The following is a 15808-nucleotide window of genomic DNA, read 5'->3' on the forward strand; positions in this document are numbered from 1 at the left end:
TGCCCTCCCACCGAATTCCATTAGCCGCAACAGGCGGTGCAATGCAGGACGGTGGAGGCTTTCGTTCCATTGTAGCGTCGCGGCAGTAGTGTGTCCGGCCGCCGCGACGTGTCAGGAATCGATCTTCAGGTCCTTGCGCAGCTTGGCGACGTGGCCCGTGGCACGGACGTTGTACTGGGCCACCAATACCTTGCCGTCCGGGTCCACCACCACGGTGGACCGGATCAGTCCTTCGTAGGTTTTTCCGTAGTTCTTTTTCTCGCCCCACGCGCCGTAGGCTTCGGCAACCGCGTGATCCGCGTCGGAGAGCAGCGGGAAGGTCAGTCCTTCCTTATCGACAAAAGCCGCCAGCTTGGCGACCGGGTCGGGGGAGATGCCCAGTACGTCATAGCCCGCGGACTGGAGGGAGGCCAGGCTGTCGCGGAAGTCGCAGGCTTCCTTGGTGCAGCCTGGTGTGGCTGCCGCCGGGTAGAAGTAGACGATGGTGTTCCGGCCGGGCCGGGGGGCCAGCGCCGTGTCCTTGCCGGTGGAATCCTTGAGGGTGAAGCCGGGCGCGTTGTCGCCGGCAGTCAGTCTTTCAGCCACTGTTTATCTCCTTGTCGCGTGCGGGACACACCAGCCTAGTAACGGGTGGGGGACAGTGCTAATCCCTGGTTGGTTATACTTGATTCCATGCCTGATATGGATCACTGGCCCACGGGGCGCCTCTTGTCCACTGCCGCGCGCCTCGTTGAACACTCATGGAACGAGAAACTCGCGGCCATCGGCCTGACGCACGCCGGTGTCATCGCCATTGAGGTTCTGGACGCGCAAGGCCCCATGACGCAGGCCCAGCTTGCACAATACGTCCGGGTCCAGGCCCAGACCATGGGCAAAACGCTGAGCCGGCTGGAGTCGCACGGGCATATCGTGCGGGTCCGCAGCACCTCGGACCGCCGCAGCCACGTGGTTTCGCTGACGGACCGTGGCAAGGAAGCCGTCTCCGCCGCAGTTGAGATGGAACGCTCCGTCCTGGCCTCAGCCTCCATTGACCCGGATGTACTCCGCCAGGAACTTCAGGCAGTGGTCCGCGAACTGGCCAGCCAGTTCGCTGTGGCGCCCAGTACCGCTGCGCTGGTGGACAACACGACGTAACGTCCTGCTGGCCGGCCGTTGGAGCCGGAAGCGCGCGGCTGCAGCCCATGGGCTGTGGCCGCTTTTTTGTGCCCGGACCGTCGACTGGCCGGCAGCCTGCCGGGCAGCTGTAGGCACAAACAAAACAGCCCCCAGTTTGCGTTTCCGCAAGCCGGAGGCTGTTTTCCCAGTGGTGCACCCCCCGGGACTTGAACCCGGAACCCATTGATTAAGAGTCAATTGCTCTGCCAATTGAGCTAGAGGTGCATCTTCTTTGCCTTGATCTTTCCGGGCTTTTCTTTCCCGGTTGATCTCCGCAACGACATGAAACTCTACACGAACTTCCGGTGCATGTGAAATCGGCGTCCGGAGCAGCTCCCGGGTCAGCCCTGGAGCGCCAGAATCAGCACAAAATCAGGGTTTTGGCCGTTGGTCAGGAGCCATAAGCGTCCATCCGGCGCCCGCACAACATCCCTGATCCGGCCGTACTCCCGTGTGAAATGGGCCACAGGATCTCCCGCCGCGTTGCCTTCAAGCGGGACGGTCCACAACCGCTGCCCGCGCAGTGCCCCCAGGTAGGCCGTCGATCCGATGATTTCCAGGCCGCTGGGCGAGGACTCCGCAGTGCTGGGCCACACGGCCTTCGCGTCCTGGAACCCCTGCCGTTGCGGTGCCCCGGTGACCTCGGGCCAGCCGTAGTTTGCGCCCGGGAGGATCAGGTTCAGCTCATCATCCTTGTCCGGACCGAACTCGCTGGCCCAGAGTTGCCCCGAGCCGTCCCAGGCAAGGCCCTGGACGTTGCGGTGCCCCAGGCTGTACACGGCGTTGCCGAAAGGATTTCCCGGCGCCGGTTGTCCGTCGGCGGTCAGGCGCAGGATTTTCCCGCCCAGGGCATTGGGGTCCTGTGGTTGGTCCCGACGTTGGGAGTCGCCTGTGGCCACGTAGAGGAAGCCGTCAGGACCAAAGCGGATCCGGCCGCCGTTGTGCGTGCCGGCTTTGGGGATGCCGGTGAAAACTGCCTCCGGGGCACCCAGGGCCAGCCCGCCGTCGGCCGTTTCCTCCACCCGCGCCCGGACCACCCGGTTGTCTTCGGCACCCGTGAGGTAGAGGTAGAGGTACCTGTCGGCGGCAAAACCGGGCGAGAGGGCAAGGCCCAGCAGGCCACCTTCCCCGCCGGCGGCAACGCCGGGAACCTGGCCCACCACGGTGACGGCGCCGTTGCGGACGGCCTTGAGCCTGGCACTGTCGCGCTCAGAGATGAGTGCCGTCCCGTCCGGCAGGAAAACTGCAGCCCACGGGGTCTGCAGTCCCACAGTGAGGCGTTCCGCGACAACAGGCGACCAGCCGGCTGTGGCCGGTGGGACGGTGCTGCTGACCGTGGGCCGGTTGTCAGTGGTGTTGGTGCACCCCGCCAGGACAAGTGACAGGCTGCAGGCCAGCCCGGCCAGGACGGCCGGCAGCCGTGGCGGCTTAGAGCCGGCGGCGCCGGGGTGCGCGGAAACCGGCAGCCTCCGCGTGGGCGGGGGATTCGAACCAGACACTGGCGGCAGCGTCCTCATATTCAGGGTGTCCCTCTTCGTAGTAGGTCATGGCAGCGCCATCCCCCTTGACGGTGAAACCGCCGGGGCCGGTGCCGTCGCCGGCGGCAGCTGCTGATCCTTCGCCGTACGGCCCGCCGGCGGCCTGCTGGTGGCTGGCTCCGTTTTCCACCAGTGCCGAGGATGCTGTCCTGTCGGCCGTCTCTGCGGCGGCCGCGTCGGGCCGGACTGTTCCTGCGGCGGCTGCCGGTGGGGCTGCATCCGTTGCCGCATCCTCGCCTGCGCCGGACTCTGCTCCGGGCAGCGTGGGCGAGTGCGGGTCCGTGTATTCGGAATGGTGGGTGGGTGTTGCTTCCGGCGCCACGCTTACCGGGACTTCGGGCGCGGGGCTGCCCGCTGCTTCCGAGCCGGCCGCAGGGCTGGCCTCCGACCACTGCGTTTCCCATTCGGCCTCGTCCTGGGCATTGGCGTGGGCGGCGGCTTCAGCGGGTTCAGGAACTACAACCGGTTCAGGCTCTGCAGCCGGTTCGGGAGTTGCAGCAGGTTCGGGCGCCAAGGCAGGCGCGGGCTCCGTGGCGGGCTCGGGAACCACTGCGGGCTCGGGAACGGTCGCAGGCTGCACTTCGCGGGCTGCAGCTTCGCCGGCAGTGGGCACCGGGTCTTCGGCGGTGGTGGGGGCGGCTGGCCCGGCAGGCTGGCCAAACCCGGCCACCGTGGGTATTCCCGTGGTTCCGGCGGCCGCAGCGGAAGCCGCTGAGCTGCCGCCGGACAAGGCACCGTCTGCCGGGCGCTGCGGGGCGTCGGAAGCGGCTCCGGAGGACCGGGACCGGTTCATCAGCCACCAGACCACGCCCACGATGACAACAATCAGAATGATCCAGAAAACGATGTCCACAGCAAATCCTTTGGTCTGTCACGGATGGAGCCTTTCCCCTGACGCTACGTTGGGGGACCACCGCTGTCCAGACTGGTGAAGCCGCAACGGGCACCCCGTCAGGGTTTCCGCGACGGCTGCAAAGTCAAGGCGTCCCGTAGCCTCATGGCATGGACTTCAAGCGGCTTCAGATCCTCCGGGAAGTAGCGGACCGCGGCACCGTGGGCGCCGCTGCCGATGCCCTGCGCGTGACGCCGTCGGCGGTTTCCCAGCAATTGCGCACCCTGCAGGACGAACTGGGCGTGGTGCTGGTGGAAAAATCGGGACGGGGCGTCCGGCTGACCGAGGCGGGCCGGGCCATGGCGACGGCGGCTGCGGAAGTATCCACGGCCATGGCCAGGGCTGAAGCCACCATCGATACCTACCGCCGCGGCTGGCAGGCCCACGTCCGGGCGGCTTTCTTCCCCAGTGCGGCCGAAATGTTCCTGCCCGGACTGCTGCACCGGGTCCAGTCCGTTCCGGGCCTGCGGCTGGAGGCGTGCTTCGAGGACCCGGGCGTCGCCGGCTTCGCCGGCCTGGCCGCGGACTACGACCTGGTCCTGGCGCACAGCGTGGATGGACCGGAGGTCTTCGCCCGGAACGGGCTGGTGGTGGTGCCGTTGCTGGAGGAGCCCCTGGACGTGGCCATGCAGGCCGGGCATCCGCTGGCGGCCAGGAGCAGGGTCACGGCCAGGGATGTGGTGGGCTACCCCTGGATCGGGGTTCCGGAAGGGTTCCCGTTTGACGCCGTACTGAAGCAGATTGAGAAGCAGGCCGGCGCCCCGGCCGTCCGCGCCCAGCTGTATCCGGACCTGCGCGTCCTTGAGGCCCTGGTGAGTGCCGGACACGGCTTGTCGCTCCTGCCCCGTTATACCGCGGCCGGCAATGAGTCGCGGGGCTTCGTCCTTCGGCCGCTGGTGGGAGTGGCTGCGCGCCGGAGCATCGTGGCGCTGCTCCGCCCCGACGTGGCCGAGCGCACCACCATCAGGGACGTGCTCAGCATGCTGGTGCTCGAGGCGGAGGCGGTGGCCACCGGTACCCGCGAAAGTGATTCCGGCCACTTGGCGCGGGCGGCCAGGGTACCCTTGTCTCAAAATGCGAGATGAAAGTCCACTATCTGATCGAAATATTGAGGAAAATGGGCACAAACCCGCCGGGCCGGTCGTTTCGCCGCCACGGGGAGTCATAGACTTTTCCTCATGAGTCAGGACACCCAAACCGCAGCAACGGAAACACCCGATATCAAGCCCCGCAGCCGCGTCGTCACCGACGGCATCCACGCTGCCCCCGCCCGCGGCATGTTCCGTGCAGTGGGAATGGGCGATGACGACTTCGCGAAGCCGCAGGTCGGCGTCGCCAGCTCCTGGAATGAAATCACCCCCTGCAACCTTTCGCTGAACCGCCTCGCGCAGGGCGCCAAGGAAGGCGTCCACGCCGGCGGCGGATTCCCCATGCAGTTCGGCACCATCTCGGTCTCCGACGGCATCTCCATGGGCCACGAGGGCATGCACTTCTCGCTCGTTTCCCGCGAAGTCATCGCCGACTCCGTCGAAACCGTGATGCAGGCCGAGCGCATCGACGGCTCCGTGCTCCTGGCCGGCTGCGACAAGTCCCTGCCCGGCATGTTGATGGCAGCCGCCCGCCTGGACCTCTCCAGCGTCTTCCTTTATGCCGGCTCGATCATGCCCGGCTGGGTCAAGCTCGAAGACGGCTCCGAAAAGGAAGTCACGCTCATTGACGCCTTCGAAGCTGTCGGTGCCTGCGCCGCCGGCAAGATGAGCCTTGAGGACCTCACCCGCATCGAAAAGGCCATCTGCCCCGGCGAAGGTGCCTGCGGCGGCATGTACACGGCCAACACCATGGCCTGCATCGGTGAGGCGCTGGGCATGTCCCTGCCCGGTTCGGCAGCGCCGCCCTCGGCAGACCGCCGTCGTGATGAATTTGCCCGCAAGTCCGGCGAAGCAGTGGTTAACCTGCTGCGCAAGGGCATCACCGCCCGCGACATCATGACCAAAAAGGCCTTCGAGAACGCCATAGCCGTGACCATGGCCTTCGGCGGTTCCACCAACGCCGTCCTGCACCTGCTGGCAATCGCCCGCGAAGCCGAGGTGGACCTGACCCTCGACGACTTCAACCGCATCGGTGACAAGATCCCGCACCTGGGCGACCTGAAGCCGTTCGGACGCTACGTGATGACCGACGTCGACAAGATCGGCGGTGTGCCGGTCATCATGAAGGCACTGCTCGACGCCGGCCTGCTGCACGGCGACTGCCTCACCGTCACCGGCAAGACCGTTGCTGAAAACCTCGCAGCGATCAACCCGCCGGACGTGGACGGCAAGATCCTGCGCGCACTGGACAACCCCATCCACAAGACCGGCGGCATCACCATCCTGCACGGCAGCATGGCCCCGGAAGGCGCCGTTGTAAAGAGTGCCGGCTTCGACGCCGACGTCTTCGAGGGAACCGCCCGCGTCTTCGAGCGTGAACAGGGTGCCCTCGAGGCCCTCGACAAGGGCGCGATCCAGGCCGGCGACGTTGTGGTGATCCGCTACGAAGGCCCCAAGGGTGGTCCGGGCATGCGCGAAATGCTTGCGATCACCGGTGCCATCAAGGGTGCCGGCCTGGGCAAGGATGTCCTGCTGCTCACCGATGGCCGGTTCTCCGGCGGCACCACCGGCCTGTGCATCGGCCACGTTGCACCGGAAGCCGTGGACGGCGGCCCCATCGCCTTCGTCAAGGACGGTGACCGGATCCGCGTGGACATCGCAGCCCGCAGCTTCGACCTCCTGGTGGACCCGGCCGAGCTGGAAGCCCGCAAGGAAGGCTGGGAGCCGCTCCCGGCCCGTTACACCAAGGGTGTCCTGGCCAAGTACGCCAAGCTGGTGCACAGCGCCTCGACTGGCGCGTACTGCGGCTAGCACCCCCACCCAACTGACTCGCAGTTGTTGTCGTTTTGAGCCGTCAAAACGACAACAACTGCCAGTCAGTTGGGATGGCGTTCAGGAAGTGGACAATGACGTCCACATGGTGAGATCGGTCAGCGGCTCGTTGACACGTATCCCACCAGAGGGAACACTGAACGCATGACTTTCGTTACCGTCGTCGTCCTTACCAAGCGCGTGGCACCTTAGCCCCGGCAACGAACCGCCACGCGCAAACCCCTCGAAGAGCCACCAGGCTGAGGGGTTTTTTTATTTCCCGCAGCATCCACGCACCACACATGATCCACAAGGAAGAGTCCGATGAGCAAAGGATCGCCGATCAGCCCCTCGCTGATGGCTACCAAGTCCGCTGGAGCCCCCAAAGCTCCGGAACGCGCCGACCGGACGGCCGATCACGCCGCCGTCGTCGCTGACCTTGCTGCTGTCTCTCCTGTCCTTGGGCCGAACACCGTTGTACCCCCAACGGTGATGTCCGGCTCGCAAGCTATTGTCCGCTCGCTCGAAGAACTCGGCGTCGACGATATTTTCGGTTTGCCCGGTGGCGCGATCCTGCCCACCTATGACCCCTTGATGGCCTCGAGCATGAACCACGTGCTGGTCCGTCACGAACAGGGAGCCGGCCACGCCGCGCAAGGCTACGCCATGGTTACCGGGCGGGTGGGCGTCTGCATCGCCACCTCAGGCCCCGGTGCCACCAACCTCGTTACCGCCATCATGGATGCCCACATGGACTCCGTACCGCTGGTGGCCATCACCGGCCAGGTTTCCAGCAGCGTGATCGGCACCGATGCCTTCCAGGAAGCTGACATCGTGGGCATCACCATGCCCATCACCAAGCACTCGTTCCTGGTGACCGACCCCAACGACATCCCGCACGTTATGGCCGAGGCATTCCACCTCGCATCCACCGGGCGTCCGGGACCGGTCCTGGTCGACGTCGCCAAGGACGCCCAGGTGGGGCAGATGACGTTCTCCTGGCCGCCCAAGGTGGACCTGCCCGGCTACCGTCCCGTGACCCGCGGCCACAACAAGCAGGTCCGCGAAGCGGCCAAGCTCATCGCCGCAGCATCCAAGCCCGTCCTGTACGTGGGTGGCGGCGTGGTCAAAGCGCACGCCTCCGCCGAGCTGATGGCCCTGGCCGAGGCAACCGGCGCCCCCGTGGTCACCACCCTGATGGCCAAGGGTGCCTTCCCGGATTCGCACCCCCAGCACATGGGGATGCCCGGGATGCACGGCACGGTTTCCGCTGTCACCGCACTGCAGCAGTCAGACCTCCTGATCACGCTGGGCGCACGCTTCGATGACCGGGTGACCGGTGTGTTGAAGAGTTTCGCCCCGCACGCCAAGATCATCCACGCGGACATCGACCCGGCGGAAATTTCCAAGAACCGCACGGCCGACGTGCCGATTGTGGGTTCGGTCAAGGAAATCATTCCGGAACTGACCGAGGCCGTGCGGACGCAGTTCGAAGCCGTGGGCACCCCGGACACCACCACGTGGTGGGCGTTCCTGAACAACCTCAAGGAAACGTACCCGCTGGGCTGGACCGAACCCGAGGACGGCCTGTCCGCCCCGCAGCGCGTCATTGAACGTATCGGCGCCCTCACCGGGCCCGAAGGCGTCTACGTCGCCGGCGTGGGGCAGCACCAGATGTGGGCCGCGCAGTTCATCAAGTACGAACGCCCGCACGCCTGGCTGAATTCCGGCGGCGCCGGAACCATGGGCTACGCCGTGCCGGCCGCCATGGGCGCCAAGGTGGGCAACCCGGACCGCGTGGTCTGGGCCATCGACGGCGACGGCTGCTTCCAGATGACCAACCAGGAACTGGCCACCTGCGCCATCAACAAGATCCCCATCAAGGTCGCGGTCATCAACAACTCCTCGCTGGGCATGGTCCGCCAGTGGCAGACCCTCTTCTACGAGGGCCGGTACTCCAACACCGACCTGAACACCGGCCACGACACGGTCCGCATTCCGGACTTCGTCAAGCTGGCCGATGCTTATGGCTGCGCCTCCTTCCGGTGCGAACGCGACGAGGACATCGACGCCACCATCCAGAAGGCACTCGAGATCAACGACCGCCCCGTGGTCATCGACTTTGTGGTGAGCCCCAACTCCATGGTGTGGCCCATGGTCCCCGCCGGCGTGAGCAACGACCAGATCCAGTTTGCCCGGAACATGACTCCGGACTGGGAAGAGGAAGACTGACAATGACCCGTCACACACTGTCCGTGCTGGTCGAAGACAAGCCCGGCGTACTGACCCGCGTGGCGAGCCTCTTCGCCCGCCGCGCCTTCAACATCAATTCCCTCGCTGTTGGCCCCACCGAAGTCCCGGGCATCTCCCGGATGACGGTAGTGGTCGACGCCGACGGTGACCTGATCGAACAGGTCACCAAGCAGCTCAACAAGTTGATCAACGTGATCAAGATTGTTGAACTCACCCCCGAATCTTCCGTACAGCGCGACCACATCCTGGTCAAGGTACGTGCGGATGCCGCCACTCGTCTGCAGGTGACCCAGGCTGCAGACCTGTTCCGCGCCTCAGTGGTTGACGTTTCCACCGACTCCGTCGTCATTGAGGCAACCGGCCATCCCGAAAAGCTCACGGCACTGCTTTCAGTGCTGGAGCCCTTCGGCATCCGCGAAATTGTGCAGTCCGGCACCCTGGCCGTTGGACGGGGATCCCGCTCCATGAGTGACCGGGCGTTGCGTTCAGCCTAGGCACCCGCCTGGGACTGACGCTCCGCCCGCAACCGCAGCACCGTAAACACCGATCCACCAAAACCACTCAAGAGGAGTTACGCAAGTGACTGAAATGTTTTACGACGACGATGCAGACCTGTCGATCATCCAGGGCCGCAAGGTAGCCATCGTTGGTTACGGCTCCCAGGGCCACGCCCACGCGCTGAACCTGCGCGACTCCGGCGTCGAGGTTGTCATCGGCCTCAAGGAGGGCTCCAAGTCCATCGCCAAGGCCGAAGAAGCCGGCTTCACCGTCAAGACCGTTGCAGACGCCGCCGAATGGGCCGACGTCATCATGATCCTGGCACCGGACCAGCACCAGCGCTCCATCTACAACGACTTCGTCAAGGACAAGCTGAGCGCAGGCAAGGCCCTCGCCTTCGCCCACGGCTTCAACATCCGTTTCGGCTACATCCAGGCACCCGAGGGCGTCGACGTCATCCTGATCGCCCCGAAGGCTCCCGGCCACACCGTGCGCCGCGAATTCGAAGCCGGCCGCGGCATCCCGGACATCATCGCCGTCGAACAGGACGCTTCGGGCGCAGCCTGGGACCTGGCCAAGAGCTACGCGAAGGCCATCGGCGGCACCCGCGCCGGCGTTATCAAGACCACCTTCACCGAAGAAACCGAAACCGACCTCTTCGGTGAGCAGTCCGTCCTCTGCGGCGGCGTGTCCCAGCTGGTCCAGTACGGCTTCGAAACCCTGACCGAAGCCGGCTACCAGCCGCAGATCGCCTACTTCGAGGTGCTGCACGAGCTCAAGCTCATTGTTGACCTCATGTGGGAGGGCGGCATCGCGAAGCAGCGCTGGAGCGTCTCCGACACCGCTGAATACGGCGACTACGTTTCCGGCCCGCGCGTCATCACCCCCGAGGTGAAGGAAAACATGAAGGCCGTCCTGGCCGACATCCAGTCCGGCGCCTTCGCCACCCGTTTCATCGAGGACCAGGACAAGGGCGGCCCCGAGTTCAAGGCGCTGCGCGCCAAGGGCGAGCAGCACCCCATCGAAGGTGTGGGCCGGGAACTGCGCGCCCTCTTCGCCTGGCAGCAGCAGGATGAGGACTACGTGGACGGCTCCGTAGCCCGCTAAGGCTGCCGCCACCTGAGCATCACATCCCTTCAACGGTGAGGCCGGGTTCACACTTAACAATGTGAGCCCGGCCTTTCCGTCCGCCTAGACTTGTTCCCATCCCCAGGACTGCAACGCAGAGGATCAGCCGTGTCAAAACCCGTAGTACTGCTCGCCGAAGAACTTTCCCCCGCCACCGTCGACGCCCTCGGCCCGGACTTTGAAATCCGCCAGACGGACGGCGCCGACCGCGCGCAGCTCCTCGCGGCGATCACCGACGTCGACGCGATCCTGGTCCGCTCCGCCACCCAGGTGGACGCCGAAGCCATCGCGGCGGCGAAGAACCTCAAGGTCATTGCCCGCGCCGGCGTAGGCCTGGACAACGTGGACATCAAAGCCGCCACCCAGGCAGGCGTGATGGTGGTGAACGCACCCACGTCCAACATCGTCTCCGCCGCTGAACTGACTGTGGGCCACATCCTCAGCCTGGCCCGCCACATCCCGCAGGCCAGCGCCGCCCTCAAAGATGGCGAATGGAAGCGTTCCAAGTACACCGGCATTGAGCTCTTCGAAAAGAAGATCGGCATCATCGGCCTGGGCCGCATCGGCGCCCTCGTCGCTGCCCGGCTCAAGGGCTTCGACACCAAGATCCTTGCCTACGACCCCTACATCACCTCCGCCCGCGCCGCGCAGCTGGGCGTGCAGCTGGTCACCCTGGATGAGCTCCTGGCCCAGGCCGACTTCATCACCATCCACATGCCCAAGACCCCCGAAACAGTGGGCATGCTGGGCGCGGACGCGTTCAAGAAGATGAAGTCCACCGCCTACGTGGTGAACGTGGCCCGCGGCGGCCTGGTGGACGAGGAAGCCCTCTACACCGCACTGCAGGCAGGCGACATCGCTGGTGCCGGCGTCGACGTTTTTGTTAAGGAACCGAGCACGGACCTGCCCTTCTTCAAGCTCGACAACGTGGTGGTCACCCCGCACCTTGGCGCCTCCACCGACGAGGCCCAGGAAAAGGCCGGCGTCTCCGTGGCCAAGTCCGTCCGGCTGGCACTCGCCGGCGAACTGGTCCCCGACGCCGTGAACGTCGCCGGCGGCGTGATCGCCCCCGACGTCCGCCCGGGCATCCCGCTGATCGAGAAGCTGGGCCGCATCTTCACCGCCCTGACCCACGCCTCCCTGACCCAGTTCGACGTGGAAGTTGCCGGTGAAATCTCCTCCCTGGACGTCAAGGTCCTCGAGCTCGCCGCACTCAAGGGCATCTTCGCCGACGTTGTGACCGAGCAGGTCTCCTACGTCAACGCCCCCGTCATCGCCGAGCAGCGCGGCATCAACGTGCGGCTGATCACGACGGCGGAGACGGAGTCCTACCGGAACGTCCTGACCCTGCGCGGCGCCCTCAGCGACGGTACCCAGATTTCCGTGGCCGGCACCCTGACCGGACCCAAGCAGATCGAGAAGCTGGTGGGCATCAACGGCTTCGAGGTGGAGATCCCCATCAGCGAGCACCTGGTGGTGGTTGCCTACACCGACCGTCCCGGTGTGATCGGCACGATCGGCCACATCCTGGGCATGAACAACATCAACATTGCCGGCATGCAGGTGGCCCGCCACGACGAAGGCGGGCAGGTGCTGGCGCTGCTGACCATCGACAGTTCCGTGCCTCAGCAGGTCCTGGACGCCATTAAGGCCGGCATCGGCGCCGAGATGGTGCGCGAAGTGGACCTCGAGGACTAGGAAACGCCGTAGCTCCCGCTCCGCTTGGGCGCGCCCCGGCGGGGCCACGTATGATTGGCCGGTCTGCTTACAATGGCTTGGTCCTGGTTCAGGACCGCGCCGGCAGGCCGGCCAATACCTTTTGCACATCGTCCTCGATGGACCATGTCCGGCTCGGGCGGACATATGTGTGCGTACGCAATCCAGGTTTCAGGGAGTTCCATGAACGCCGTCCAGAGGTTCATCAGAAGCAAAGTGCTGCTGTTGACCGCTGCCATTCTGATCGCAGCCATGTGCTTGTCGGTCCTCGTCCAAAGCCAATCGCAGGCGGCCCTTAACCGGACAGTGGATGAAAATTCGCGGGGGCTCTACGACGTCCTGGTCCAGGCCAAGGCGTCCTCCGGCACGTTGCTGCAGCCGGAGATCGCCACCGGAACCGGCGGGATCGGCTTCGACCAGCTGGAGGCCATCAGGAAACTGTCCGGCACGGCCGTGGCGGCTCCCATCAGCCTGGTGTCCCGCGTGACCCAGAACCTCGAAACGCCGCGCCTGGATGCCATGGACTTCCTCGGCTACAACTCCGGGCTGGCAGGCACCGCGACCGCTGACCAGGCAACCGGCGCCACCGCGCCGGACAAATGGCCGGCCGCGGAATCCGTTCTGACGGACGAAGCCAAAAAGTACCGGCTCACCGCCAGCGCCGTCAGCTCCGACGGCGTCTCCGAGCAGACCCTGTTCAAATCCTCCGCTGAAGGCACCCTCGGCAAGGCCAAGCTCCTCGAGGAAAAGGCCGGCGGCGGCAGCAGCATCCGCATCGCCGCGCCCGAGGACGAGACCGGCATCAAGTTCCCGTCCCCGGCCGGCGGCTCGGAACACAACCTTTTCAACCTCTCCGTTGCCCTGCCCATGGCACCCGAAGTCACAGAGTCCGTCGTCGCCGTCGACCCTGCCTCCGAACGCGCCCTCCTGGGGACCGCGGGAGACTTCCTCGCACCGCTGGAGAAGGCCCCGCCCGCCGACGCGCGCAACGCCGGCGCCGTGGGCCGTTACTTTGAAGGCCTCTTCACCAACGGCATTGACCTTTCCGAACTTGAAGAAGGCCCCGATTTCCTGGGTGTGAAGCTCAAGTACTGGGCGCCCCTGATGACCCAGTACCAGCAGGCCAAGCGCACCGGCGAGCTCACCGGCGACTCACAGGCCATCCCGCTGGTGGTCCGGTCCGGGACGTCCCTTGACCTGACCTACAACGTCAAGATCGAGGAGATCGACGACGCCGGCAAGGTGGTCAATGACGTCGGCACCGTTTCGCGCTCCCTGGGCAAGGATTACCTCCCGTTTGTGTCCAAGGACCCGTTTGTTCTCTCCTGGCCCGGTTCGACGGACCATTCCTCCCTCCTGGGCAGCAACGGCAACTTCAACCAGGGCCTCTACACACCGGCGAAGTGGAGCACCGATTTCTCGGCAGCCCCCAAGTACCAGGACGGCGAAACTGCCGCCAACGGCGCCGAGGGCAAAACCGCGGTGCCGGGGGAGTGGGTCACCGTCAACCGGCTGCCCGAGAAGAGCGCCACCGGCGGTCCCGTGGACCAGACCCAGCGTGAACCCGTGGACGAGCGGTCCTACCGGGACAGCGTAGCCACCGGCCAGAAGCTGGCAGCACCGCTGGCCATGGTTTACGGCACCTTCGATCCGGCCGCCGTGTCACAGGCCGCCGGCGACGTCAACAAGCTGCCCCTGGGCGGCTATGACCCCACTCCGTTCTCGCTGGTCAAGGACGCAGAGGGCAAGGCTGCCAACGCCGAACTGCAGCCCTCCCTGAGCGCCACGGGACTGGCCAGCCAGTCCGCCGGCGCCATCACCGACTACTACGGCCTGGCCGCCGCCCGCGGCTACACCGAAAACGCCGCCGTGATCGATGCCGTCCGGGTCCGGGCCACCGCTCCGGGCAGTTGGAAGGAAGCCCAGCCTGAGGTGGAGAAGCTTGCCGCCGACATCCGCAGCATGGGCCTGGAAGCCACAGTTGTGGCAGGCTCCGCGCGGGAGGACGCCAGCATCTTCGTCCCCGGCTACTCCAAGGACGACGCCGGCAAGGAATCGGCGCTGGGCACCGTCCAGCAGTCGTGGGTCCGCCAGAACGCCGCGGACGCCGTGACGGGTTCCCTGTCCGGAACCAACATCACCCTCCTCTTCCTCACCCTGTGCGGGGCAGCCCTGCTGACCGGCGCATCCACGGTGAGTTACATCCGCAAGCGCCGCACCGAGGCAGGCACGCTCCGCGCCATGGGCTGGACCCAGCGTAGGATCCGCAGCTGGGTGCTCGCCGAATTCGGTGTGGGAGCCATCCTCCTGGCCGCCGCCGGTGCCCTGCTGAGCCTGCTCAGCTGGAGCCTCACCACGGTCCTGGTCACGGCCGCCGTCCTGGTGCTTTACGCCGGCGCTGCGCTGTTTGCCGCGCAGCAGCTGCGCCACCGGGACGTGGTGGACCAGGAACCGCAGCACGACGAACGGCTCATCCCCGTTGACTCACCGCTGACCTTCGCCAACCGGCAGCTCGCAACGAACAAGTTCAACACCCTGTCGCTGGCCATCGCCGTGGGCGTGTTCGGCGCCGCTGTGGGCGGCCTGATCTCACTCCTGATCGACATCCCCCGGGCCGCGGGCGCCAGCGCCCTCAGCGGGCTGGCAGCAGCCAGCGTTGCGCTTCCCAGCATCCTGCTGGCAGTCGCCGGGGTGGCCGTGGGCCTGGTGCTTACCCTGGTCACCGGACGCTTCGAACTGAACGCCAAACGGCAGTACCTGGGCATCCTTGCGGCCATGGGCTGGAACCCGGACATGCTCCGCCAGGTGCGCCTGTTCGAAAATGCCCTGGTGGGAACCGTGGCCCTGCCCCTGGGTGTGCTGGGCGCTCTCGGGATAGGCCTGCTGCTGGCCCCCTACGCCGCGCTCTGGGCCGGCGTGGCCGGCCTGGTGGCTGTACTTTGCTGGATACCTATTGCAACGAAAGTGGTCCAATGACAAACCCGACGAATGTCCAACGGAGCCGCAGGGGCGGCGCCGGCGAGGTGCCCCTGCAGACCCGCGCGAACACCATCGTCAAGGCCGCCGACCACGCCACCCCGCTGGAACTGAGCGACATCACCATCCGTTACGGCGGTGGCAAAGGCGGGGCCGAAGCCGTCAGCGTGGTGGAGGGCTTCGACCTGACCCTGCACGCCGGTGAGATGCACTGCGTCGCCGGCCGCAGCGGCTCCGGCAAGACCAGCATCCTGACCGTCGGCGCCGGACTGACGCTGCCGACGTCGGGCCGGGTCTTCTGGGAAGGCGATTCGCTCGAAAGCATGGGCGACGACGAAATTGCCGACCGCCGTCGGGCGCTGATCGGTTACGTCGACCAGGGCGGTGCCCTGATCGACGGCATGAGCGCGCTGGAGAACGTCCTGCTCCCTGCCGTTCCGGACGGCGAAGTGGACCAGCGCCGGGACATGGCCAAGGACCTCCTGGACCTGGTGGGGCTGGGCCGCCGCATGCGGCACCGTCCCGCGCAGCTGTCCGGCGGTGAGCGCCAGCGGGTGGCCATCGCCCGTGCGTTGATCCTGGGCACCCGCGTCCTGGTGGTGGACGAACCCACGGCCAGCCTGGACCGTGCCTCCGCCAACCGCATCATCAGCATCCTCAAGGACACCACCTCCGACGGCATCGCCGTGCTGGTGGCGTCCCACGACCACGAACTGGTCCGGCTCAGCGACACTCTGACCGAACTCATCTAG

Annotated in this window: 12 protein-coding genes and 1 tRNA gene; 9 read left to right on the forward strand and 4 right to left on the reverse strand. The window is 66.0% G+C overall.

The window, feature by feature from the left end:
• Positions 1 to 111: 111 nt before the first annotated feature.
• Positions 112 to 585 (reverse strand): thioredoxin-dependent thiol peroxidase, encoded by a 474-nt coding sequence (gene bcp / locus ASF72_RS06540; RefSeq protein ID WP_050685494.1) that lies wholly within the window; start codon positions 583 to 585, stop codon positions 112 to 114.
• Positions 586 to 681: 96 nt separating this feature from the next.
• Here bcp and ASF72_RS06545 point away from each other — a divergent pair, with 96 nt between their 5' ends.
• Positions 682 to 1134 carry a MarR family winged helix-turn-helix transcriptional regulator gene (locus tag ASF72_RS06545; RefSeq protein WP_056597317.1) on the forward strand — a complete coding sequence of 151 codons (453 nt, stop codon included), beginning with the start codon at positions 682 to 684 and terminating at the stop codon, positions 1132 to 1134.
• Between the two features lie 170 nt (positions 1135 to 1304).
• On the opposite strand, the gene ASF72_RS06550 is transcribed toward ASF72_RS06545, so the two are convergent.
• The 3 genes from ASF72_RS06550 to ASF72_RS06560 form a co-directional block, all read right to left on the reverse strand.
• Positions 1305 to 1380, reverse strand: a tRNA-Lys gene (locus ASF72_RS06550).
• A gap of 116 nt (positions 1381 to 1496) precedes the next feature.
• Positions 1497 to 2573 carry a PQQ-dependent sugar dehydrogenase gene (locus ASF72_RS06555; RefSeq protein ID WP_442854155.1) on the reverse strand — a complete coding sequence of 359 codons (1077 nt, stop codon included), beginning with the start codon at positions 2571 to 2573 and terminating at the stop codon, positions 1497 to 1499.
• Between the two features lie 10 nt (positions 2574 to 2583).
• Positions 2584 to 3546, reverse strand: coding sequence for a sunset domain-containing protein (locus ASF72_RS06560; RefSeq protein WP_056597319.1), 963 nt, complete (start codon positions 3544 to 3546; stop codon positions 2584 to 2586).
• 149 nt (positions 3547 to 3695) lie between these two features.
• Here ASF72_RS06560 and ASF72_RS06565 point away from each other — a divergent pair, with 149 nt between their 5' ends.
• From ASF72_RS06565 to ASF72_RS06600, 8 genes are all read left to right on the forward strand, one after another.
• Complete coding sequence (locus tag ASF72_RS06565; protein WP_056597321.1) at positions 3696 to 4670, forward strand: LysR family transcriptional regulator; 975 nt, start codon at positions 3696 to 3698, stop codon at positions 4668 to 4670.
• Between the two features lie 93 nt (positions 4671 to 4763).
• A complete protein-coding gene (gene ilvD, locus ASF72_RS06570) occupies positions 4764 to 6485 on the forward strand; it encodes a dihydroxy-acid dehydratase (RefSeq protein ID WP_056597323.1) in 1722 nt (573 codons plus the stop codon).
• Positions 6486 to 6809: 324 nt separating this feature from the next.
• Positions 6810 to 8717, forward strand: coding sequence for an acetolactate synthase large subunit (locus ASF72_RS06575; RefSeq protein ID WP_050687286.1), 1908 nt, complete (start codon positions 6810 to 6812; stop codon positions 8715 to 8717).
• 2 nt (positions 8718 to 8719) lie between these two features.
• Positions 8720 to 9232: an acetolactate synthase small subunit gene (ilvN, locus tag ASF72_RS06580; protein ID WP_050687283.1), complete on the forward strand. Its 513-nt coding sequence runs from the start codon at positions 8720 to 8722 to the stop codon at positions 9230 to 9232.
• Between the two features lie 85 nt (positions 9233 to 9317).
• On the forward strand, positions 9318 to 10343 hold the full coding sequence (ilvC, locus tag ASF72_RS06585; RefSeq protein ID WP_050687281.1) for a ketol-acid reductoisomerase: 1026 nt from the start codon (positions 9318 to 9320) through the stop codon (positions 10341 to 10343).
• A gap of 129 nt (positions 10344 to 10472) precedes the next feature.
• Positions 10473 to 12062, forward strand: coding sequence for a phosphoglycerate dehydrogenase (gene serA / locus ASF72_RS06590; RefSeq protein WP_050687279.1), 1590 nt, complete (start codon positions 10473 to 10475; stop codon positions 12060 to 12062).
• A gap of 201 nt (positions 12063 to 12263) precedes the next feature.
• Positions 12264 to 15056: an FtsX-like permease family protein gene (locus tag ASF72_RS06595; RefSeq protein ID WP_056597325.1), complete on the forward strand. Its 2793-nt coding sequence runs from the start codon at positions 12264 to 12266 to the stop codon at positions 15054 to 15056.
• On the forward strand, positions 15053 to 15808 hold the full coding sequence (locus ASF72_RS06600) for an ABC transporter ATP-binding protein (RefSeq protein ID WP_050687275.1): 756 nt from the start codon (positions 15053 to 15055) through the stop codon (positions 15806 to 15808). The genes ASF72_RS06595 and ASF72_RS06600 overlap by 4 nt, the downstream gene beginning before the upstream one ends.

It is taken from the genome of Arthrobacter sp. Leaf141 (genome assembly GCF_001424565.1).
Lineage (GTDB): Bacteria > Actinomycetota > Actinomycetes > Actinomycetales > Micrococcaceae > Arthrobacter.

Excerpts from the sequence above, each read along its gene's own strand:
- ASF72_RS06545 (WP_056597317.1), top strand. The coding sequence starts at position 682 with ATGGATCACTGGCCCACGGGGCGCCTCTTGTCCACTGCCGCGCGCCTC.
- ilvN (WP_050687283.1), top strand. The coding sequence starts at position 8,720 with ATGACCCGTCACACACTGTCCGTGCTGGTCGAAGACAAGCCCGGCGTA.
- ASF72_RS06595 (WP_056597325.1), top strand. The coding sequence starts at position 12,264 with ATGAACGCCGTCCAGAGGTTCATCAGAAGCAAAGTGCTGCTGTTGACC.
- ilvD (WP_056597323.1), top strand. The coding sequence starts at position 4,764 with ATGAGTCAGGACACCCAAACCGCAGCAACGGAAACACCCGATATCAAG.
- ASF72_RS06565 (WP_056597321.1), top strand. The coding sequence starts at position 3,696 with ATGGACTTCAAGCGGCTTCAGATCCTCCGGGAAGTAGCGGACCGCGGC.
- ASF72_RS06575 (WP_050687286.1), top strand. The coding sequence starts at position 6,810 with ATGAGCAAAGGATCGCCGATCAGCCCCTCGCTGATGGCTACCAAGTCC.
- ASF72_RS06600 (WP_050687275.1), top strand. The coding sequence starts at position 15,053 with ATGACAAACCCGACGAATGTCCAACGGAGCCGCAGGGGCGGCGCCGGC.